This window comes from Flavivirga eckloniae (assembly GCF_002886045.1).
Lineage (GTDB): Bacteria > Bacteroidota > Bacteroidia > Flavobacteriales > Flavobacteriaceae > Flavivirga > Flavivirga eckloniae.
The window spans coordinates 3497236-3519648 of the sequence record NZ_CP025791.1 but is presented as its reverse complement, the minus strand read 5'-3'; the positions used below and the strand labels follow the sequence as shown (position 1 = coordinate 3519648).

At 33.6% G+C, this 22413-nt stretch carries 17 protein-coding genes and 2 pseudogenes; 5 read left to right on the top strand and 14 right to left on the bottom strand.

Annotation, left to right across the window (positions count from 1 at the left end; genetic code table 11):
• Positions 1-112: 112 nt before the first annotated feature.
• Complete coding sequence (locus C1H87_RS14520) at positions 113-2491, top strand: TonB-dependent receptor (protein WP_102756503.1); 2379 nt, start codon at positions 113-115, stop codon at positions 2489-2491.
• A gap of 39 nt (positions 2492-2530) precedes the next feature.
• Positions 2531-3046, top strand: a complete 516-nt coding sequence (locus tag C1H87_RS14515) for a very short patch repair endonuclease (RefSeq protein WP_102756502.1) — start codon at positions 2531-2533, stop codon at positions 3044-3046.
• A gap of 516 nt (positions 3047-3562) precedes the next feature.
• Here the strand turns inward: C1H87_RS14515 and C1H87_RS14510 are convergent.
• Positions 3563-3898, bottom strand: coding sequence for a hypothetical protein (locus C1H87_RS14510; protein WP_102756501.1), 336 nt, complete (start codon positions 3896-3898; stop codon positions 3563-3565).
• A gap of 475 nt (positions 3899-4373) precedes the next feature.
• Here C1H87_RS14510 and C1H87_RS14505 point away from each other — a divergent pair, with 475 nt between their 5' ends.
• Positions 4374-4805, top strand: coding sequence for a helix-turn-helix domain-containing protein (locus tag C1H87_RS14505; RefSeq protein ID WP_102756500.1), 432 nt, complete (start codon positions 4374-4376; stop codon positions 4803-4805).
• 250 nt (positions 4806-5055) lie between these two features.
• On the opposite strand, the pseudogene C1H87_RS14500 reads toward C1H87_RS14505, so the two are convergent.
• Together C1H87_RS14500 and C1H87_RS14495 are read right to left on the bottom strand one after the other, a co-directional pair.
• A pseudogene (locus C1H87_RS14500) lies at positions 5056-7142 on the bottom strand (S46 family peptidase).
• 47 nt (positions 7143-7189) lie between these two features.
• The gene (locus C1H87_RS14495; RefSeq protein WP_158655231.1) at positions 7190-7969 is read right to left on the bottom strand and encodes a hypothetical protein; all 780 of its coding nucleotides are present in this window, start codon (positions 7967-7969) and stop codon (positions 7190-7192) included.
• A 446-nt stretch (positions 7970-8415) separates the two neighbouring features.
• On the opposite strand from C1H87_RS14495, the gene C1H87_RS14490 reads away from it, so the two are divergent.
• Entirely contained in the window at positions 8416-8889 is a 474-nt protein-coding gene (locus C1H87_RS14490; RefSeq protein ID WP_102756498.1) for a DUF1569 domain-containing protein, read from the top strand.
• Between the two features lie 61 nt (positions 8890-8950).
• On the opposite strand, the gene C1H87_RS14485 is transcribed toward C1H87_RS14490, so the two are convergent.
• From C1H87_RS14485 to C1H87_RS14460, 6 genes are all read right to left on the bottom strand, one after another.
• Positions 8951-9970 carry a phytase gene (locus C1H87_RS14485; RefSeq protein WP_102756497.1) on the bottom strand — a complete coding sequence of 340 codons (1020 nt, stop codon included), beginning with the start codon at positions 9968-9970 and terminating at the stop codon, positions 8951-8953.
• A 2-nt stretch (positions 9971-9972) separates the two neighbouring features.
• Complete coding sequence (locus C1H87_RS14480; RefSeq protein WP_102756496.1) at positions 9973-12816, bottom strand: TonB-dependent receptor; 2844 nt, start codon at positions 12814-12816, stop codon at positions 9973-9975.
• A gap of 219 nt (positions 12817-13035) precedes the next feature.
• Complete coding sequence (gene rpmA, locus C1H87_RS14475) at positions 13036-13296, bottom strand: 50S ribosomal protein L27 (protein ID WP_102756495.1); 261 nt, start codon at positions 13294-13296, stop codon at positions 13036-13038.
• Positions 13297-13322: 26 nt separating this feature from the next.
• Complete coding sequence (gene rplU / locus C1H87_RS14470; RefSeq protein ID WP_102756494.1) at positions 13323-13889, bottom strand: 50S ribosomal protein L21; 567 nt, start codon at positions 13887-13889, stop codon at positions 13323-13325.
• Between the two features lie 344 nt (positions 13890-14233).
• Positions 14234-14683, bottom strand: coding sequence for a DUF4199 domain-containing protein (locus C1H87_RS14465; RefSeq protein ID WP_102756493.1), 450 nt, complete (start codon positions 14681-14683; stop codon positions 14234-14236).
• Positions 14684-14782: 99 nt separating this feature from the next.
• Positions 14783-15670 (bottom strand): DMT family transporter, encoded by an 888-nt coding sequence (locus C1H87_RS14460; protein ID WP_102756492.1) that lies wholly within the window; start codon positions 15668-15670, stop codon positions 14783-14785.
• A 93-nt stretch (positions 15671-15763) separates the two neighbouring features.
• Between C1H87_RS14460 and C1H87_RS14455 the strand changes: the two genes are divergently transcribed.
• On the top strand, positions 15764-16261 hold the full coding sequence (locus C1H87_RS14455) for a heavy-metal-associated domain-containing protein (protein WP_102756491.1): 498 nt from the start codon (positions 15764-15766) through the stop codon (positions 16259-16261).
• 826 nt (positions 16262-17087) lie between these two features.
• On the opposite strand, the pseudogene C1H87_RS23795 reads toward C1H87_RS14455, so the two are convergent.
• From C1H87_RS23795 to C1H87_RS14425, 5 genes and pseudogenes are all read right to left on the bottom strand, one after another.
• A pseudogene (locus C1H87_RS23795) lies at positions 17088-17168 on the bottom strand (gliding motility lipoprotein GldD); the annotation flags it as partial.
• 212 nt (positions 17169-17380) lie between these two features.
• On the bottom strand, positions 17381-19519 hold the full coding sequence (locus C1H87_RS14440; protein WP_102756489.1) for a sialate O-acetylesterase: 2139 nt from the start codon (positions 19517-19519) through the stop codon (positions 17381-17383).
• Between the two features lie 317 nt (positions 19520-19836).
• On the bottom strand, positions 19837-20442 hold the full coding sequence (gldD, locus tag C1H87_RS14435) for a gliding motility lipoprotein GldD (protein ID WP_102758283.1): 606 nt from the start codon (positions 20440-20442) through the stop codon (positions 19837-19839).
• 45 nt (positions 20443-20487) lie between these two features.
• The gene (locus C1H87_RS14430; protein WP_102756488.1) at positions 20488-21792 is read right to left on the bottom strand and encodes a gliding motility-associated protein GldE; all 1305 of its coding nucleotides are present in this window, start codon (positions 21790-21792) and stop codon (positions 20488-20490) included.
• A 26-nt stretch (positions 21793-21818) separates the two neighbouring features.
• A complete protein-coding gene (locus C1H87_RS14425) occupies positions 21819-22274 on the bottom strand; it encodes a single-stranded DNA-binding protein (protein ID WP_102756487.1) in 456 nt (151 codons plus the stop codon).
• Positions 22275-22413 lie beyond the last annotated feature (139 nt).

Genomic DNA, 22413 nt, shown 5'->3' with positions numbered 1-22413 from the left:
AGTTTAAAGCCCACTTAAACAACTTAAGTTAAAATTAAACACTTCAAAAAAAGCAGCTTTATTTTTTTCATTTTAACCTTCAAATTTGATTTAAATCAATTAAAAAAATAAAATGAAGTTTATATTAAAATTGTCCATGTTATGTGTTTCATTTTTACTGCAAGCACAAACTGGAACCATTAAGGGATTGGTAGTCGACAAACAATCGGAAATTCCACTTCCTGGCGCTACCATTGAATTATTAAATCAAGAAAAATCTACCGGAGTTATAACTGACGAAAACGGATATTTCACTTTAAGCAATGTGCCTTTAGGCAGGCAAACTATACGCATTAATTATGTGGGCTACGAACCTATAACCCTACCAGATCTGGGTGTTACTTCTGGTAAGGATGTTGTTGTAAATGTAAGTTTAACGGAAGCTTACGGTGAATTAGAGGCCGTAGTTTTAACTGCCGGAACGAATAAGGAAAGAGCTGTAAATAAACTCGCTGCAATCTCTGCACGTCAGTTTAGTATGGAGGAAGCTACTCGTTTTTCTGGCGGCAGAAGTGATGTTGGAAGATTAGCCGCAAACTTTGCGGGTGTTTCCTCTCCCGACGATAGCAGAAACGACATTGTAGTTCGTGGTAATTCACCATCGGGGTTATTATGGCGGTTAGAAGGTATCCCTATTCCCAGCCCTAATCATTATTCCTCATTTGGCACAACGGGAAGCCCTGTTTCGGCATTAAATACCAACATGCTTAAAAATTCCGATTTTATAACGTCTGCTTTCCCAGCAGAATATGGTAACGCTATAGGAGGAGTTTTCGATTTAGGCTTTAGAAAGGGAAATACCGACGACTACGAATTCACAGTTCAAGCAGGTGTATTTACAGGTATTGAAGCTATGGCAGAAGGTCCGTTAGGCAAAAAAAATGGTTCTTTTTTAGTGGCGGGCAGATATTCTTTAATAAGTCTTGTTAGTGGCGGTGGCACTTCTGCAACCCCAAATTATAGTGATATTTCCTATAATATTGATTTAGGAACTGGTACTCTTGGCAACATATCGCTATTTGGGGTTATTGGAAACTCAGATATCGAGTTTTTAGGAGACGAAATCGAAAAGGATGATCTGTTTGCTGCAGAAGACGAAAACTCATTCGTTAAATCTAGCTTTAATGTTTTTGGGCTTAACCACCGCATTACCATTGGCAAAAAAAGCTACTTAAAAACAGTAGCTGCTATATCTAGTTCTGGTAATAATTATACAGAAGATCGATTTATAGATAAAGACACACCTAACGAACGTATTATTAAGTACACAGAATCGGATAGCAAAAATAACCGCATTACAGCTTCAACCTTATTCAATTCTAAGTTAAACAAGCATATCACCTTAAGAACCGGGGTTATTTTTGAAAATCTTAAACTAAAATCCTTCTTAAAAGATAGAGATGAACAACCAGATTTAAACAACGATGGTGATCCCGATTTATTTACTTTTAGAGATACAGATGAAAGTCTAAACTTATTTCAACCATATATTCAAGGGCGTTTTAGACTCTCTAAAAAGCTTACTTTAAATGCAGGGGTACACGCGCAATACAGTTCTTTAAACAGCCAATTCGTAATAGAACCCAGGGGTGCATTGAATTATAAAATCGCTCCAAAGCATAACCTAAGTTTAGGTTATGGCATACATCATCAAACTATTCCCTTACCGATTCTGTTTTTAAACGAAAACGTTAATGGTGAATTGGTACAGACCAATAAGAATCTGGATTTTACACGAAGTGAACATTATGTGTTTGGTTATGATGTAAAATTGGCAAAAAGCTGGAGAGCAAAAGCAGAGATTTATTACCAAAACATTACTAAAGCTGCGGTAGAGCCTTTTCCGTCGAGCTATTCTTCTTTAACAGAAGGTGCCGATTTTGAATTTAACAATAATGTCTTTTCTCTTAAAAATGAAGGAAAAGGGTATAACCAAGGGATAGAGTTAACGGTTGAAAAGTTTTTTAGCAACGGATTCTATGGGCTACTAACCTCATCTTTTTTTGAAAGTAAATACAAAGGCAGCGATGGTATTGAAAGAAACACACCGTTCAATAATGAATATGTTACTAACCTGTTAGCTGGTAAAGAAATAACTGTGGGTAAAGCCAAAAAAAATGTTCTGTTTTTCGATACGCGTTTTTCTATTTCTGGCGGACGTTATTATACGCCTATAAATTTAGAAGCTTCACAACAAACAGGCTTCGAAGTACTTTTAGAAGATCAGGCTTTCTCAAAACAGTACGATAATTATATGCGCTGGGATTTTAAGGTTGGTTTTAAAATGAATAGCAAAAGGAAAAAACAATCGCACCAGTTTTTTGTAGATATTCAAAACTTAACCAATAAGAAAAATATATTCGAACGCCGATATAACCGTTTAACAAACGATATAAACCGGATAGATCAAATAGGACTTTTTCCAGATGTGGGTTATCGCTTCCAATTTTAATTTGGTTGATTAATAGCTCGTTTTTTTCCAGGCAAGAAAATGTTTCTTGTCTGGTTTTATTTGTATTTTAGAATAGTTATGACCTATGAATACAAAAAAATAAAAGTTCCAAGGTTCAGCGAAGCATCAGGGTTTTATACCACAAAAAAGCGCTCTAAAATGATGAGCAAAATTCGTGGTAAAAACACCAAGCCAGAAATGATTTTTCGTAAAGCACTTTGGAGCAAGGGCGTACGTTATCGGGTAGACAGCAAACAACTCCCAGGGAGACCCGATGTAAGCATAAAAAAATATAGACTTGCCATTTTTATTGATGGCGAATATTGGCATGGTTATAATTGGGATGAACGAAAAGCCAAACTAAAAACGAATCGCGATTTTTGGATTCCGAAGATTGAAAGGAACATACAACGAGACAAAGAAGTTAACCAACAATTAGAAGATATGGGATATACCGTATTCCGGTTTTGGGCTCAAGAAATAAAAACCAATTTAAAAACCTGTATCAATGATGTTATGATGTATTTAGATATTGAACGATTTAACATCAAGTAAACAATAAGATCTAATCTTAGTATTAATATTCATGATTGATTTATGTTGATTAAATGAAAAATTGATGCAAGATTCCCCTTTACCAGAAAAATTTTAGTTAGAGACCTTATTGTTTTTCCAAGTGCACCTGCATTACAATAAACGGAGAGATTAAATTTCTCTTACTTATAGAAGAAATTACAAATTCTATATAAAAAGCAAAAGGGAATGGCTTACATCCTACATAAGTTGTGCGACGTTAATGTAAAAGTGTTTTATATGTATTTTAAATTAACGTGAGTTCGACGTAATCATAATATTATTATATTGAATGCCAGTGATTTAATTTAAGTGTCGGGTTGAGCCTTTCGACTCCGCTCAAGACAGGCTAAAGTCGAAACCTATCTAAAATTATAGGTTTTAATGACCTTTCGACTGCGCTCAAGGTGACAAGTAACATTTTTAGTGTATTTATCGTTAAAATTAGACTGCTTTTAAATCGAACTCACCTTAAATTATATTTAAGTAGGCAACTATTTACTCCCGAACCATATGTATGATATCTTCTGTTATAATGCTCATTTTTAAGTTTTTCAAAACTATATCTGCAGAAATCACCCCTTGGTCGTTAAAACATGAAGGGGAAAATAATTTAAAAAATTCCTTGAATTCTTTTTCCAATAAAGCTTCGGTTCCCATACCGTAAGCTTCATCGGCATAAATAATCCCGATAACCTTTAGCCCCGTTTTACAGTGTTCTTTAACGGTTTTTGTTAAGCCCGACTTATCTATCAATAATATAAGCAAGGCTAAAGTGACATAATGGGACATTAACACCTTAAGTGATGGCGTTTTGGTTTTAATTTCTAGCATGGGTTAGTTTTTTAAGTTATTAAAAATCAGCACTGAACACGCTTATACCTAACTTCTTGAACTAAATTCAGGATAGATGTTTCAGTATCTAAAGGAATCTTAAAAAGCGATAAGTTAAACTACCAGGTACAGCTAACTTCTATTCAAAAAAAATAGGACAAATGCGTTACCAACCCTTTATTAAAATAAAAAGGGCGTAGAACTCAACTTACCTGAATTGAGGTACTGGTATACCGAACCACGATAAGAGAGCCCACGCCCGGGTACGCGAGCCAATCTGCTTATCATCTCGTGGTTGTAAAATTACCAGTTTTCAATTCAGAGATTCAAAGCGAAAGCTTCAAATATTTTCTATACGAAGAATCGCAAATTTAAATAATCTGAGGCTAATATATTAAAAATAAATTACATAGCAATAGACATGTGAATATAGTCAATCAAATCGTTTGATTTACATACTTATATATATGCAAGTATGACTATTGAAATAATAATATCCCATATAGATTTTTATGTTATTGAGAAGTTGAGAGATTTAAGGGTAAAGTCAGAGCCGTATATCGATCAGGTAGATTTGGCTCAACGCATAGGAGTATCTGAAGGGTATTTGGGGCAAATTGAAAACCCTAAACACAGATCTAAATATAATATAAGGATGCTGTCCAGAGCAGCTAAAGCTTTAGGCTTAAAATCTTATCAAGATATTTTTCCGTCTGAAATTCTTAAAGATGATTTAGTCAGAATTCGATTGAAGTTGTTAAAATCAGCTACTAAAAAACACGAAGTTGATAAAAATGGAAACGTTAAAAAGAGATTTGATATAATTTCGATTGTACCACTAACAGAAAGCGAAATTAAAAAGTGGAAGAAAGGCGAATTAAAGTATATGACGGTTATTGCAAAGTAAACTGTTTTCTCAACTGAATTAGAAAGTATCTATATCTAAACTACACCATTACATTAAAATTTTACGAGACCTGTCAGGTTTTAAAAACCTGACAGGTCTGGAACACAAAGAAATAAAGAATTTATTATTGCTTAAGTCGTAAAGGTTCTGCGAAAGAATAAATCATTACAACATAAAAAAGTGTTGTTTGTTAACGACACAACAACTACTTATCTATTGAAATTTTATCGAGTTTAGGTTAATAATAGCTTTAACCTTTAGGATGAACCAACATCATCTCCTCAATTAGATGTTTCGCACCTGCATATTTATCAATTATAAAAAGAACATAGCGTAAGTCTACCATGATATTTCTACAAATTTCAGGGTCATAATAAATATCACTCATAGTGCCTTCCCAAACACGATCGAAATTTAAGCCTACCAGATTACCTTCGGCGTCAATTGCAGGGCTTCCCGAGTTACCTCCTGTGGTATGATTGGTTCCTAAAAAACAGATAGGTAATTTTCCGTTAGTATCTGCATATTGTCCGTAATCTTTTGCATCGTATAATTCCCTTAACTTTTTGGGCACATCAAATTCGTAATCTCCGGGCACATATTTCTCAATAACGCCATCTAAATACGTCACAGGATTGTAGTAAATCGCATCTCTGGGTGAATAGCCGTTTACTTTTCCGTAAGTAATACGAAGCGTACTGTTAGCATCTGGAAAATAACGTTCTTCTGGCATAACGTCCATCAATGCTTTCATGTATTGCGTTTGAACGGCATTGATTTGTGTATTGATACGTTGAAACTCGGGTTCTATATTCAGATAAAAATCAATGATCATAGGTTTTGCATATTGATATGCAGCATCTTCATTCAGATTTTTAATTACTTTTTTAGACTTACCTTCTATCAGTTTCAAAGCATTATCTAGATTTGTAAATGCTGTTTTATCGTAGATAGAGTTGTCGATATTTTTAGAATACAATGGCATTACAGATTCGAAAACTCCTTTATCGACAATTACATTGTAATTTTTATGAACCTTTTTTAAGCCATTAATTATCGATGTTCTTGCTTTTTCAAAAGCAGCTTCACTTTGATTAGCAGCATTTTCCATTTGTATTAAACGAAACATGATTTGCATAAGCTCGTTAGTACGTACAAAGACTTCAACAAAGTTATTGCGCTTTACATTAACCGCTTCAAATTCTTTATATAAGCGTTCAAATTCTGGTAACAGATTTCCATATTTATCCTCAAGCCCTTTTTCTTTTATGGTTTTTGTAAATTCCTTTTCAAACTGGCGTTTAATGTTTACAGCTCCACTTCTTTCTATACCTTGATTTTGTCCAATCCATTTTTTCCACGCATTGGCAATTCGTGCTTGCTTAGATGCATATTGAATGCGTATTTTATCATTTGCTTTCATATGAGCATCAATCACTTTTAAAGCGGCATCCCTAATAGCTATTTTTGATGGGTTTACTTTTTGAGTAATTTGCTCGACAGCTACGGCTGGTAAGTATTCGTTGGTACGACCAGGAAACCCAAACACCATCGTGAAATCGCCTTCTTCAATACCATCTAACGATACTGGTAAAAAATGTTTTGGTTTATACGGCACATTATCCTTACTGTATTTTGCTGGACGATTATTTTTATCTGCATAAATTCTGAACATTGAGAAATCGCCTGTATGTCTTGGCCATACCCAGTTATCTGTATCGCTACCAAACTTCCCAATACTACTAGGTGGTGCCCCAACTAAACGCACATCATCAAAACGTTCGGTAACAAATAAATAATACTGATTGCCTTTGTAAAATGGCTTAACTTTTATGCCTTGCCAATCTTCCTTTTTTACTGCCTTTATAACACTGTTTCTATTAATATCTATTTTTGATTGTTTCTCTGTAGGACTTAAACCATCTGTTACACCTGCAAGCATAGCGTTTGTAACATCTTCAATTCTTACAATAAACTCTACGTAAAGCCCTTTATTTGGAATTTCCTCGCAAGAGACATTGCCCAAAAGCCATCTTTTAAATAATCATTTTCTAATGATGAATGTGATTGTATTTGACTAAAACCACAGTGATGATTTGTTAGCAACAAACCTTTAGGTGAAATCACTTCACTTGTGCAACCTCCATTAAAATGGCCAATGGCATCTTTAAGACTGGAATTATTAACATCGTAAATGTCTTTGGCTGTTAGTTTACTGCCCAAACTTGTCATTTCTGCTTCGTTCAGACCTTCTAAAAGAGAAGGAATCCACATGCCCCCTTGTTGAGCAGATACTTGAATTACAATAAAAAAGAGAATGAATTTTAAAAGTCGCATAGTATCTAAGTTTTAGTCTATGCAAAGATAAAAAAGATACGCCAGTATTAACCAGTTGGGACACTCAAATGCTCATTAAAAATCCAACTTTTAATGAGTTTTTTATTAGTTGTTATTTCTGCAAACACGTAAATATTTGAAACAAAGCAAGGCGATGTTTCTGCTAATTCTATAACTACCCCATCGTCGCAGTAACTGGAATGTAAAAAATACAGTTGCTTATCTTTAATTAGAACGTAACCCACATGATTATCTAAACCAACAAAATAGATCCCGTTTTTGTAAACTTCGTTTAATTTAGTCTTTAGGGTACTAAAAGATACGTTTGAGTATACTTTAATGTTCGATCTATCTTGTAGCATTTTTGCTTCAATAAGTCCCGCCTGTTGTGCCATTTTATAGCGGTTTAGGTTAAAACCCAAGTGTTTTAAAGTTGTAGACACAAAATATCCGCAAGCTATCTCACCTTGGTTTGGAATATTGGTATGTCCGTTAAAATCCCACGTCGTACCATACCAATGCGGGACAATATCGTTAATCAATTTAGAATATAAATAACTGGAAGCGCTATCAATTGATTTCTTAGGGTTACTTTCCAGTAAGTTCTTAAAGTAGGCCCTATCCTGAACCAGTTCTTGTTTAATTGAATTGTAATTCCCTTTTGGCTTGAAATTAATCTTCAACTTTAAACTATCTAAACCTTCTAGGGCTTCTTCAGTTAAACCTTTATCGTTTTCTACTAAACTTTCGCTAACAAGCGTCTCTTTTTTTTCTGGAAATTTACAAGCAACTATTAGCAATAAACAAAAAACAATCATTTTATTCATAGACATATAACGATAAGCATAAAGGAATAGTACATCTCTGTATACTGCTACGGTGTACCCACAAATATGGCTGCATATTAAATAATAGTTTTATAAAGATAGACACTAATTTCACGAATTATCACAAATGGTTCTAAATATAAATTATTTACAAATAAGTAACCTGTATTTACTTATTAATAAATTAAAATACAGAAATATAATAGAAATAAATCAGGCTTGGATTGTAAAAACAGACTGAAAATCTGATTCGTGATTATGAATAGCATCGAGAGTTATCCATTATATTGAGGTTTTATTCGTGTAAATCCGTGTAATTCGTGTCTTGATCAAAAAGATGTGGGTACACCGTAGCTATATACTGGTGATGATCTACTTAAAAAATCAGTGTTCCTACTCTTTTAGTGAAAAGTTCCTTAACTGATTTTTTATAATTATATTTAACGATGTCGGATAAAAAAATAGCTGCTCTAAACAATCTTTTATCTAGAATAGAAGACTATGTGCCTTATAAGGATGAAAACAATCCTGCGGTTTCTCAGGCTAGTGTAGGATGGCAACTGGATCATACGTTAAAGGTTATAAATCGAGTTTCTGAGTCTTTAGAGAAATCTAACCCGAATGACTTCAAAAAAGATTTTAATATTATCAGGAGTATTTTATTTCCGTTTTGTTTTATCCCAAGAGGACGAGCAAAATCGCCTAAAGTAGTACTTCCCAAAAATGAGATTTCAACAACAGACTTACATGATCAGTTACGAGATGCAAAGCTTCATTTAAACAACATAAGGTTTCTAAACGAAAATGCACACTTTAAGCATTTTATATTTGGTATATTACCGAAAGTAAAAACGCTTCGTTTTTTAGAAATGCATACCAAACACCACTTAAAAATAGTTTGGGATATTTTGAATAAATAGATAGAGGCTTACTAAAACTTTTATAATAAACCTCTATAACTTTTAACCAAAGCTTTCTTTCTTATTCCTCCAACAACTTTAGCTTCTTTAAATCATGAAAAAAGAAATTCTTTTCGTCGTTCATAGAAACAAATAATCCATCAGGGAACTTATCTCCCAATGCCATGGTTGTAACATCACAACCGTCTGTTTCTTTGGTTCCTAAATTAACTTCTTTAATAAACGTGTTTGTTTTTAAGTCGAAAACATTAAACGTATGTGCTTGCTGGTTCGATACGATTAAAAACCCTTTATCTTGATACTTTGCAATGGCAATACCTTCAATATCTTCTTTAAAATATTCACCCCCAAAACAGTAAATTTCCTTATCGCCTTTTAAAGGTTCTGCGTGGTATTTACGAATGCAATGCCCTTCATCGGAATAATACACTATACCTGCTTCATCATCTACAGCAATGGCTTCTATCTCTTTTTTACCACTAAACCCGCCAAACTTTCTAACTAATTTAGCATGTACGCCTAAACTATCTGATATGAGATCATACTGATATAAATATCCTTTTTCTGGCCCAGTTTTTCTACCTACAATAGCATACACCTTCTGTGTTTTAGGCGACTTGTAAAGCGCTATACCCATTGGCGAATTTGCTTCGGGTTCTTTTACATCTGTAAAGACGGGGAAACCTCCGTTATCCAATGCTTTCATATCTGGTACAGAAAACAGACGTATTTGCTGGCGCTCCCTTTCGGTAAATGCAATAACATCTACTTTAGTAGAATCGTTAAGCTGAAATCCATACTCTAGATCCACATTATTGGGCCGTTTTAAATGTCTTATCGTTTTACTTTCAATAACCTTACCTTCTAAATCGAAGGCGTAAATGGCACCTTCTGTATTTTTATCGGTACCAAAAACAATACTTTTTGAAGCATCTTTTGGGTTAACCCATATAGCTGGGTCGTCTGTATCGTGTAAAGTCGTTTCTGTAACAACATCTGCTACAATTTCTGGCAACTTCGTGGCACACGCCATTAGAGTAACAAAAGAAATAAAAATGGTATTTAACTTAAGTTTTTGCATCTTTATTTTGTTTTAAACAGATCGTATTTTACACCAAACGTAATGCGTCTTCCATAATATTCTACCTGCATGGTTCTGTTTTTAACGCCTTGAAAATAGCGCAGTGGTTGGTCTGTTATATTGTTTAAATCGAAATACACTCGTATTTTATCGTTAACGGCATAAGAGGCATTAAAATCTAATAAAAACTGCTCATCGTAGTATCTATCTTCAAAAGCACTTCCTTCTATTTCATCTATATATGAATCTGAGAAATTTGCTGATAAGCGTAGGTTCAATTTTTTTCCGCCGTAGGCCAACGATCCATTAAACATATTTGGTGCCGTACCGGGTAAATCAACATCTTCTCTTATATCTCCGCCAGACCCTCTAACACCATCTGCACTAGATGTTAAATGTGTGTAGTTTGCCATTAAACTGAAGTTTTTGGCAAAGCCTGGCAAAAAGTCTAACTGACGCTGAAAAGAAACCTCAACCCCAAAGATACTTGCATCATCACCATTAAGAGGTTGCTCTACATCGAAGCCTGTTGTACCGGCTCCAAAAGTATTATCGGTAGTTTCTGTTACAAATGTATAAATGAAGTCTTTTAGATTCTTTTGAAAAACACCTCCGGAAATAATACCGACATTACTAAAATAATGCTCTGCCATTAAATCGAAATTCATAGATGTTGTAGCACTTAATTCTGGATTTCCTAAGAATATTTCTTCATCATCTGCAATAACATCTACACTAGGTACAATATCTTCATAGTTTGGTCTTGCCAATGTATTTGTCCATGCAAAACGCAATACCGTATTTTTATTAATGTTATACTTAAGATGAACTCCTGGTAAAATATGTACGTAATTTTTGTCTTTGGTTATGGTTCCTAAAACGTTCTCCTCGTCTTCAATTTGATTTCCTGTTGCTTCTGTTTTGGTACGTTCTACTCTTACACCAACCAACACATCGAATTTATCAGATAGTTTTTGATTTGCCATAACATACCCCGCATAAACATCTTCCTTTATGTCGTAGTTAGCTCTCACGTATTCACTAGGCACGTCTGAAAGATCAAATAGCGCGGCATTATTTAAATCTAATCGCCCTAAAAAAGCAGGGTCTACAAACATCCCTGCTGCATATTTGCTTCCGGCTAAAAAGTCAGGATCTGTTTGGTCTACTAGCGGTAAGGTACTTAAATCGTCAAAATCGCTATTGGTAGGCTCAAACTCAAAAAAGTTATTGTTTCTTTCTTTTTCTTTTATTTTTAAACGACCTCCAAATTTTACGAATCCGTTTCCTGTATTAAAAAAGTCTACTGGTAATTTAAAGTTGGCAAAAAAGTTAAAATCTTTTTCTTCTGTAAATTGGTTTTCTTCTGTAATCTCTTTTAAACTAAAATTGCTCAATGCAACATCACTTGCATTGGCAGGTGTTATTAATGGGAATTTTTCATTAGCAAAATCTACATTAAAAGGAATGGGATCGCCACCAGCGGTTTCCTCTAATTCATACTCAACGTAACGCTCGTTTAATCGTTCTTCCGATGCACTTGCATAAGATGCCAACCAATCGAATTCCAATTTACCAAAAAGGTGATCGCCACCTAAACTGTAGTTTTGCATACGCTGGTCTTCCAAACGGGTATTCTTGTTTCTATTATTATCGATACCTCCTTTTGTTTGTCTTCTTATTTCTCCTTGATAACCCGTAATTGTTGCTTCTGTATCTCCTGTAAATATTGGCTCGATAGAACGATAGCGTAACCTAAAACGGTTTTCTCTATCGTCTCGCCAGTTATACATGGTTTTTAAATAAATGCTATTATTGGCATTGAAGTTATAATCCAGATTTGCAGAAAAGCTTCTTCTAATACGTTGTACCAGATAGGTTCTAATATCAGATTCTTCTACAAAAGGTGTTACTTCAATATCATCGCCCGAATTGTTTTCTGCTTCATTTACCCATTCTGCTTCAACATTATCCGATCCAAAATCGCTGTCGTTAACAGATGCCGAAAGCATCCATCCAAATTTATTGTCTTTCGTTCTGTCTCCTACTAAAAATGATCCGTTAAGAATTCTTTTATCTGTAATGAAACTAATTCCGGATCCTGCAGTTGCAGCAACTCTGAATCCGTTTGGAGAGGTTCTTGTTACTAAGTTAACCGAACCACCTAAAGCATCGGCATCCATATCTGGTGTAACTGCTTTGTTAACTTCTATAAGTTGAATCATGTCCGATGGAATTAAATCCATTTGAACGTTTCGGTTATCGCCTTCTGCAGATGGAATTCTACTACCATTTAATGTTACCGAATTTAACTGAGGTGCCAAACCTCTAACAATAACATTACGAGCTTCTCCTTGATCTACCTGCATCGTAATTCCAGGAATACGTTTTACGGCATCTCCAATGTTTGCATCCGGAAACTTTCCTATTTGGTCTGTTGAAACAACATTAGTAATGTTCTGCTTGTTTTTTTGAGTGTTAAGCGCTTTTGCCTGACCGCTATTATATCCTGTAATTAAAATATCATCCAGTTCTTCGGTTGTTGGCGATAACACAATAATCATTTCTGCTGTTACTCCTTCTTGTACTGTTACTTCCTTTTCTGTATCTGCATATCCTAAGTAAGTTACTTTTACAGTGTGACTTCCAACTGGAACATTAACGATTAAAAAACTACCATCAAAATCTGATACAGTTCCTGTATTTAAAGCTTCTATTAATACGCTTCCAAAAGGTACGGATAACCCGTTTTCATCAATAATTTTTCCTTGAATATTTCCGTTTTGAGAGAATCCGAAAAAGGAAAGTGACAATGTAATAAATAGTAATACGTAATTTTTTCTCATGACTTTTTTGTTGCTTTAATGTTGAAGCGAAATAACAAAATAGATGAGCGAAGCGTTTTAAGTACTTTTTATTTAATTGTTATCTATACAGAGAGAAAAATCTTCTTTTTACAATTAACTAACGTTAAAAAAAACTTTTAGAAATATTTAAATAAGATTCATAAAAAAACCCTTTCTGTTTCCAGAAAGGGCTTTAAATATTTTAAAAGAAACTATTTCTTAAGCCTCAAAAGGCTCTATAGAAACGTAAGATTTGTTATCTTTTTTCTTAGTAAACTTTACAATACCGTCAACTCTGGCATGTAATGTGTGATCTTTTGAAGAGTAAACATTCTCACCTGGGTGGTGCGTGTTACCTCTTTGTCTAACGATAATGTTTCCAGCTATTGCAGCTTGACCACCAAAAATCTTTACACCTAAGCGTTTCGATTCTGATTCTCTACCGTTTTTCGAACTTCCGACTCCTTTTTTATGTGCCATTTTATTTCGATTTTAGTTTTTTAAAATTAACTTAAAGCAGCTATTAAATCGGCTTTCTTCATTGAAGAAATTCCTTCTACACCTTTAGCTTTAGCCATCTCTTTTAATTCAGCAACTGTAAGTTTGCTTAAATCTTGAGGAGCTTCTGCTTTTTTAGCAGTTTCTTTTTTAGCAGCAGGCTTAGCCTTTGGTGCTGCAGTTTCTGCTTTAGCTTTTGGTTCTGCTTTTTTAGTTTCTTTTGCTGGAGCAGCTTTTTCAGCTTTAGCAGCTTTCTTAGCTCCAGAAGCAGCAATGCTTTCTATTACAATTTCTGTTAAAGATTGACGGTGACCTTTTTTAACTCGGTAACCTTTACGTCTTTTCTTCTTAAAAACTATAACTTTATCACCTTTAAGGTGCTTTAAGACTTTTGCTCCTACTTGAGCTCCGTCTATAGCTGGGGCGCCTACAGTTACTTTGTCACCATCTGCTAATAGAAGTACGTTATCGAAAGAAACTTTCTTACCTTCTTCTGTTTGTAAACGGTTAACAAAAACTTTTTGGTCTTTTTCAACTTTAAATTGATGCCCTGCTATCTCTACAATTGCGTACATAGCGTAACGTTTTTATTAATTAATTTATTCAAAAAATGAGTGCAAATATACTGCTAATTAATTAAACTGCAAACGTTTTTCATGTATTTTGAACGATATTTATATCGTGGCTTTTTTTAATTGAAATCCCTTTCAAAGTAACTTTTAACCACTTAGAAAAAGTTTACTAAAAATCGAGAGGGCATTTTTGTTGTCAATCGTTATATAAAACAAAAATAAAAAGCTATTACAATGAAAAATCTCAAAGAAAAAGTCAAAGTAAAAACAATTAAAATCAAAGAATTTATTAAAGAATTGCCAGCAGCGGCAGCTTATGTTCTAAACCATTAAACACAAATGTTTTATTAGTTTTGAACAGCATTTCCGGTACTTTTAAAAACCTGCATAATGGCAAGTGCAGCAACCACTGTTGTTGCAAAGCCCATAACAGCAACTATAAAAGTTACCATACCAATGTCTACAGTAAACCCGCCTTTAATTGTTAGAAGTAATTCTGATAAAAAGGTTGGGTTAACTTCTGTGGCATAAAACAGGAAAAAGGCAGTAAATAGTATTGTAGCTATAAAACCTGTAATAACACCTGTTTTAAAACCTTCGCCGTAACTAAAAGTTTCTGGATTTTCAATTTTTCTTAAGCGCACAGCCTCACAAATTCCAAATGCAGTTATTACTGCATTAAAAAAACTAAATGCAGGGTTAGTATGTTTATCGAACAATGATAAAACCAAAAAATAAGCAATCAGCATAGCACTTGTAACGAGGCCAAATCGAATTGGAAGTGATATCTTTTTCATCTTTTTAAGGATTTACATGTACTTAAATTTCGTAAAAATTTACGTATAAAAATAATTTCGAAGCTGTTTTTTGGCTAAATCGCGGGGTTTGAGCCGAATTTAGCTACTTTTTTTCTGCCTTTTGTGGGATAAATAAACGCCCAGTAAGATAATAATACCGGCTATTCCTTGAAGAAGACTAAATGATTCACCATCTAAAAAGCCTAATATTAAAGCAACTATTGGCATAACAAACGTTACAGAAGAAGCAAATACTGGGGTAGACATATGTACTAGCTTATTAAACAACACTAATGCCAATGCCGTACAAAACAGTGATAGAATAACGGTATAAACCATGGCTATTTTAAACTTCGGATTAACAAACGTTTCTACCGAAAAGAACCCTGTAAATAATAAAACAATGATTCCCGGAATTATTATCGATGCAAAACTACCTGTTGCAATGGTTAATGGTTTTACGTGCTGCAAATGTCTCTTAACAATGTTGATATTGGTTGCATACATAAGAGTCGATAAAATCACGAATATGGCATATAGGTAATTTTGATTAGGATTTAAATCTGCACCTTTTAAAATTAACATAACTGTTCCTATAAAACCGATGATGACTCCAAACATCTGACGTTTTGTCGAAGTTATTTTAAAAACCGCAAAACCAATTAAAATGGTATTTAAAGGGACTAACGAATTTAAAATGGAAACAACAGCACTATCTATTTCGGTTTCTGCTATTGCAAAGAAAAAAGAAGGCACAAATGACCCTATAAGACCTGAAATTGCAATCCATTTCCAATCGGATTTTTTAATGGTCTTAAGTGTACTATATCCAAAAATCAAAAGGAAAAATCCCGAAATTATAACTCTTAAAGCTCCCAACTGATAGGCTGTTAAGCCTAATAATGATTTTTTGATTAAAATAAACGAGCTTCCCCAAATTATAGAGAGTGCAAAAAGATATATCCATTTTGAATTAATACTGTTCATTTAAACCGTTTTTAAAAATCACAAAATTCCGCTTTTTAATGCAATAAACAGCTTTATTTAGTAGTTTTGTAACCAAATTAATACTTATAAATAATGAACGCATTAAGAAATATTATAGCAATTGTAATGGTGGTATTAATTACTATTAGTTGCAAAAATGAAAAAAAACCAGAAGTTAAAACTGTAGAGGTTGCCACAGAAACTACTTCTAAAGAATTAGACCCTAATGCTACTTATGCTAAAGCAGAATTTACTATTGATGGTATGACATGTGCTGTTGGATGTGCAAAAACCATTGAGAAGAAAATATCTAAAATGGAAGGTGTAAAGTCTGCTACTGTAGATTTCGACAGAAAACTAGCCATGGTTGAATACAACGAAGCAAAAGTAACACCTGTATTATTAGAAGAAACTGTTACTAAAGTTGCAGATGTTTACAAAGTTAGCGACATGAAAACAGTTGATGGTTTTTCTACTAAAAAAGCCTGTGCTGCAGATTGCGCTAAAGCATGTTGTGCAAACAAAACAGAAGCAGAGAAAAAAGCCTGCGCTGCAGATTGTACCAAAGCTTGCTGTGCTAAAAAAGCTTAAACAAGAGCTGATTTTTGCTTTGATTTTTCTATTAAATACCAGCACATGAAATAATGTGTTAGGTTAAAAAATATTATAGAAGAAAACACCAGAAAATCACTTTTCCCCATAAACAGATGATATCCTTGTAAGTACGCACTTATAAGGATTGAAACTGCTGCGAATAACAAAAACCGATTGGTTTTTGTTTTATTTTCCATATATAATATAGATGCACTAAATATAAATAGTGTAACACAGCATACATAAAGCATCGTTTCTTGCAAAAGAAAGGCTTTCTTCATCCCTTCAAAATATATAGCTGTTGGTATTCCTACAAGTATCATAATTAGGAAAGAGAATTTTAAAACCCGCTTTGTACTAACTATTTGGAAGTGCCTATATAAAATTAAAAAATATAAAAAAAAGGCTATACCATGAAAAACAATTCCCCAGCCATTGTAGGCCTTATATGGGTTATTAAAATAATAAAGTCCTAAAAAGTGAAACACTAACGAAAGTAAAAACAATTTGCTCTTTTTTTTCGCATTCAACACATGTATAATAAAAACTAAGGGAAGCGGCATAAAAAGTGTTACCTGCCTATTTAAGTAATTAGGAAAAACGGATCCGAGAGCGTCTAGGAAAATTATACCTATATAAAAAATGCTTACCAATACTTTTTGGCTAACTAAATCCCGTATTTCATTTTTAAGCACTTTCAATGCAAATAATCTCTTTTTGTAAAAATCCGATAATCTGCATTTTACATATTAATCTTGCAGGAAAGATAGTATTTTTTAATAAATGCCTAAATAATGATTTAAAATTCTAGATGAAATACCAGTTATTTCCACGCGACTGTTTCCATAAAGTGCATAATGTGTTTTTGCAAGTAATTTGCAGCAGGTAAAATGGAATCGTAATTTACGTGAGTTTGATTTAACTTAAATCATTTAAATTCATTTTAAATCATTGATTATAAGTACTATAAGACATTTTGTATTTAAAAACACTCTCCTTAATCCTCCCTCGAGGGAGGAATCTCACTCGGTAAAATTGTCCCCTTGAGGGCAATGTCGTTTAGTTAAGAGTTTTTAAGTTCTCAATGGCTGCTCTTAAGATTATTTTTTAGATAAATTACTTGATAACTACTTTCTCAATTTGGATAATTTCATCATTAGAGAACTTAACAATATAAATTCCAGCACTTAAAACAGATACATTAATCGAATTGTTTTCTATATCACCAGATTGAACTAATTGACCTGAAATATCACTAATACTATATGAAGCGCCATTTACATTAGTCAAATAGATTATTCCATTAGAAATTGGATTAGAAATTGAATTCGAATTTGCATGAATACTTTTAGAAGCAAGATTATTTGCCACTACGTCAACAATTCGCCATGTTTGTTGCCCGTTACCAGCTTGATAAGGCCATAAATGTATAGCGCCGCTGTTATTTCGATCAACCACTTTACTACAATGCAATGGTTCTAAAAAATAATCATCATCCACCTTAGTGATGTTCCATCGTTGATGATTGCTACCAGATGAAGTCCAGGTTGCTAAATTAACATTAGGGTTCTGCGGTTTGTCATTAGCATGACATGCTTCATAAGGAACTTCTAAAAACTCGTTGTTTCTTTGGTTTTTAAGCGTATAGTAACTTCCTACTTTAGTGAATTCCCACTTGGCACCATCACCTGTGTTATTTGCCTTGTCTATAGTTCTACCGCTAGGACTATTAATTTTTATAGTTCCCGCTGGGTCTTGTATATAATAGACACCATTCGGAATATTTGCTGCAGGTCTTGTAGATGGAATTTCTGTTCTAAAAGATGAAGAAGGCATGTTAGCTCCATTAAATAAAGACCCTTGAACGAAATTAGACCAACCATACCTTGCTTGGGTTGGATTTGGAACGCTACTTGCTGAAACTTCAATTTTTCCATTATTTACTATGGCATTTGCTGTTACAAAATTTCCATCAGACCCTGCGATTTCAAAATTATTGCCATTTGTTAATTTTATACCATCAGCATAATCAAATTCAAGTATTCCTTTTCCATTGCTAAAGGTTGCAGAACGAAATTTTGGCCCTGAGAAAACTATATTTTCACCATATTGTTTTGCTAAAGCCCAATATGCTAGTCGTTGTCCTACTTGTTGTTTTTTTGGAGGATGTATTTTCTCAAAATCACCCACATCTAACAAGGAAGCCATACCTGTATTAGGAATACTTTGGGCTAAGAACTGAGTTTCTCTTAATTCCTGAGATGCTTTGTCTGTATAATTCCACGGTGCTATCTGAGCAAAATAAAAAGGCATATTTGGGTTATTAAATTCTGATCTCCAAGCGGAAATTAGATGCTTTAAGACTCCCTTATATTGATTAGGATCATGCGTATTACTTTCTCCTTGATACCAATTCACACCTTTTATTGTGTAAGGTGTAACAGGATGAATCATTCCATTATATAAAGCTTCTGGGGTGATAAACCCTCCTTGAATGTTAAATATTCTATATTTTCCTTCACTTGGTGTTTGCCTTGCTACATTTAAATCGGCAATTACATTTTCAAACCCAACAACAGAAGTTAATGAATTTGCTGTTGTCCAACATTCTCCTCTTGAATTCCCTCTTGATGCTACAATGATCCCTACAGGAACGTTTAACTTTTGATGTATTTCTTTAGCAAAAAAGTAAGCCACTGCTGAAAAGTTTTTAACGCTATTAGGGTTACAAACTGCCCAATTACCACCAACTGAAGTTTCTCTATCATAAGAAGGTTTTAAAGGCACCTTAAAAAGTCTAATATTAGGAAAATTAGCATTAGCTATTTCGGTGGGTCCATTAGTTATAGGCTGGTTATCCCAACCTTTCATAGGCATGTCCATATTAGACTGACCTGAACACAACCAAACTTCACCTAATAAAATTCCTGAAAAGGTATATGTTTTTGTAGCATCACCAATGGTTAAGTCATATGGTCCACCTGCATTACCTGTTGGGATTTTAACACTCCACTTACCATTACTCGCTATTGTTGTTGTTATATTATTACCACTCCCTAGTTTAATTGTTACTGTATTACCTGGTTTACCTTCCCCCCAGATATTTGCATCTGTATTCCGCTGTAAAACAGCATTGTTTTTAACTAAATTGGTAACTGTTAACGTTTGAGCTTTAAGTGTCAAGGCAAAAGTGAAAAAAATAACTCCTGCACATAAATAGACTTTTCTTTTAAAAGATAAAAAATGTGATTTCATTTTCTTAATTAGCTTAATTTGTATTTCGCCAAAATACAAGAAACTTAGTTTGTTTTTTGAATACCCCTCATAATCACCCTCATATAGAACTATAAGACCCTAAAAAAAATTATGATGGAGAGATTTATAAGTAATACTATTAAAAACAAAGAAATACTCATAGATTCATTGAAAAACCGAAATTTAAATCCCACAAAAAAGGTTACAGTGGCATCCTGAGCTTATTTCAGAATCTCAAATATCTGATTTTAAAAATCTATTAGAAACTAATACCAATTCTGTTTAATAATAAAGAAACTTTTTAGAAAATGTCTTTTTTATTTCCACGCTACAGTTTCCATAATATGCTTAATGTCTTTTTGCAAGTAATTTGCAGCAGGTAAAATGGAATCATAATTAGGTTTAGCGTAAAAATACAAAGATCCTGTTAAAAAATGATTTACGCTATCGGTAACATAAAACTGAGCTGGTGAGGCCACATTTCCTTTAACCTCCGAAAAGACTCCATATACTTTTCGGTCTTTGTTTTCGTAAGGCGTTATTGGAATCTCATCTGCTTTAATGGTGTGTTTTTGGGTTAAGTTTTGAGCATCCCGCAAAAAATCAATTAGATTTTTTTTATCACCTTCAATAGCCTTATACGTTAAAAAAATCGTTCCTTTTAAGGCTGGGTATTCTAAATTTATACCATAGCTTTTAGTAGTAGCAGCAACATGCTTCAGATTAACTCTAGTTGCCAAAGTATTTGTTTCGAACGAAAAGGGGACATTTAATTTAGTCTCTGTATACTTTGCTCTGGGGTAGTCGAGTCTTAAATAAGCTTTAGGTTTTGGCACATAATCTTCTTTACAAGACACTAATACAAAAACACCAATAATTACGAACGTTTTTAGTAAAAATTTAAAAGACAGCTTTAAAATCATATAGTGTTTCATTTGCAGTGGCAATATACAGTCTTTAATATAAAATTAGGTAATTGTAAACTTTAAAAGCTTTATCCTTTTCCTATCTAAAGCCTCTATTGTAAAAACGTAATTTTCAAAATTTATTTTACTGTTTAGTTTTGGGAAACTTCCAGATATTTCAAGTACGAATCCTGCGATGGTCTCTGCCTCTCCCTTATTGTCTTCAAAAATGGTCGTATCTTCAACTTTAACAATTTTATAAAAATCCTTTAAAGCTGTTTTTCCTTCAAAAACAAAATTATTATCGTCCAATTTAGAATACATAAGATCTTCATCATCAAACTCATCACTAATATCGCCCACAATTTCTTCGATAATATCTTCTAACGAAATTAAACCAGAGGTACCCCCATATTCATCTACCACAACTGCTAAATGCACCTTTTTCTCTTGAAATTCTGACATTAGATCATCCAATTTCTTGTTTTCAGGAACGAAAAAAGGCTCTCGTATTAAGCTCGCCCAATCAAACTGTTTTTTATCTATATGAGGTAATAAATCCTTCACATAGAGTATACCCTTAATGGTATCTATATTGTCTTCATAAACAGGAATTCTGGAATAGCCGTTAGAAATTATTTCAGGCATAATTTCGTTGTATTTCTGCTCAATGTTTAGTGCAAAAATGTCTATTCTAGGGCGCATAACCTGTTTGGTATCTGTATTACCAAAGGACACAATTCCCTGTAAAATTTTATGTTCTTCCTTGGTTGTATCTTCTTTGCTTGTTAACTCTAAAGCTTGAGAAAGCTGATCGACACTTAAATTAGATTTCTGTTTCCCCAACCTGTTATGAATAGCTACTGTTACCCTTCGCATTGGCATGCTTACTGGTGATAAAACAACATCTAAAACCCGCAGCGGATACGCCATAAATGAAGAAAACTTCAAGTTATTTCTACTGGCATATATTTTAGGTAAAATTTCGCCAAATAATAAGATTAAAAATGTAATAACTATTACCTCAACAATAAACTTAACGTAAGTACTCGTGATGTTTTCAAACATAAAATCGCCCAAAAAGGCGAACAGAATAACTATGGCAATGTTTATAAAATTATTGGCAACTAATATGGTGGCCAGTAACTTTTTGGGATGTTCCAAAAGTTTGGATATAATCTCGATACGTTTAGATTTTTTTTCTAAACCTTCATCGATATCTTTTCTGCTAAGTGAAAACAAGGCTACCTCTGCCCCGGAGATAAGAGCGGAACAAACTAATAGTAAAAACAGTAATACAAAACCAGTAACAATTGAAAAATCAATTGAAATTAATAAAGGTTTAAAACTCGAGGGGTCAGGATCCAAATACTCTCTTTTTGGTTGAACTTAAATTAAAATGGAAGATCGTCGTTTTCTTCCCCAATAGGCTCACTAGTTGACGGTTGTTCTGGAGCTGGTTTTTGGGCTATAGACTGATTTTGGTTAGCTACAGCATTATTCTCGCTTTCTTTTTTTGTTGAAAGGAACGTAAAATCGGTACATTGAATTTCGGTAGAGTATCTTTCGTTACCACTATCATCTTGCCACTTTCGTGTTTTTAATCTACCTTCAATATAAACCTTGTCGCCTTTGCTTAAATACTTTTCGCATATTTCGGCGCCTTTATTTCTAACAACAATATTATGCCACTCTGTATTTGTAATGCGCTCGTTGGTTTGTTTGTTCGTATACGTTTCGTTTGTTGCCAAAGGAAATCTACCAACACAACCACCACCTTCAAAATAATGCATTTTTACTTCATCTCCTAAATGACCTATTAACATTACTTTATTTAAAGTTCCAGACATAAATTATTGTTTGTTTAAGAACACAAAATTACAATATTGCGCCGCATTTTTTTAAAATTAATAAAAAAATATGATTGTTGTATCTAAACCAATCAAAAATAAAGAATTACGAGAAACCTTATAGTTAACTTGAGTTAGA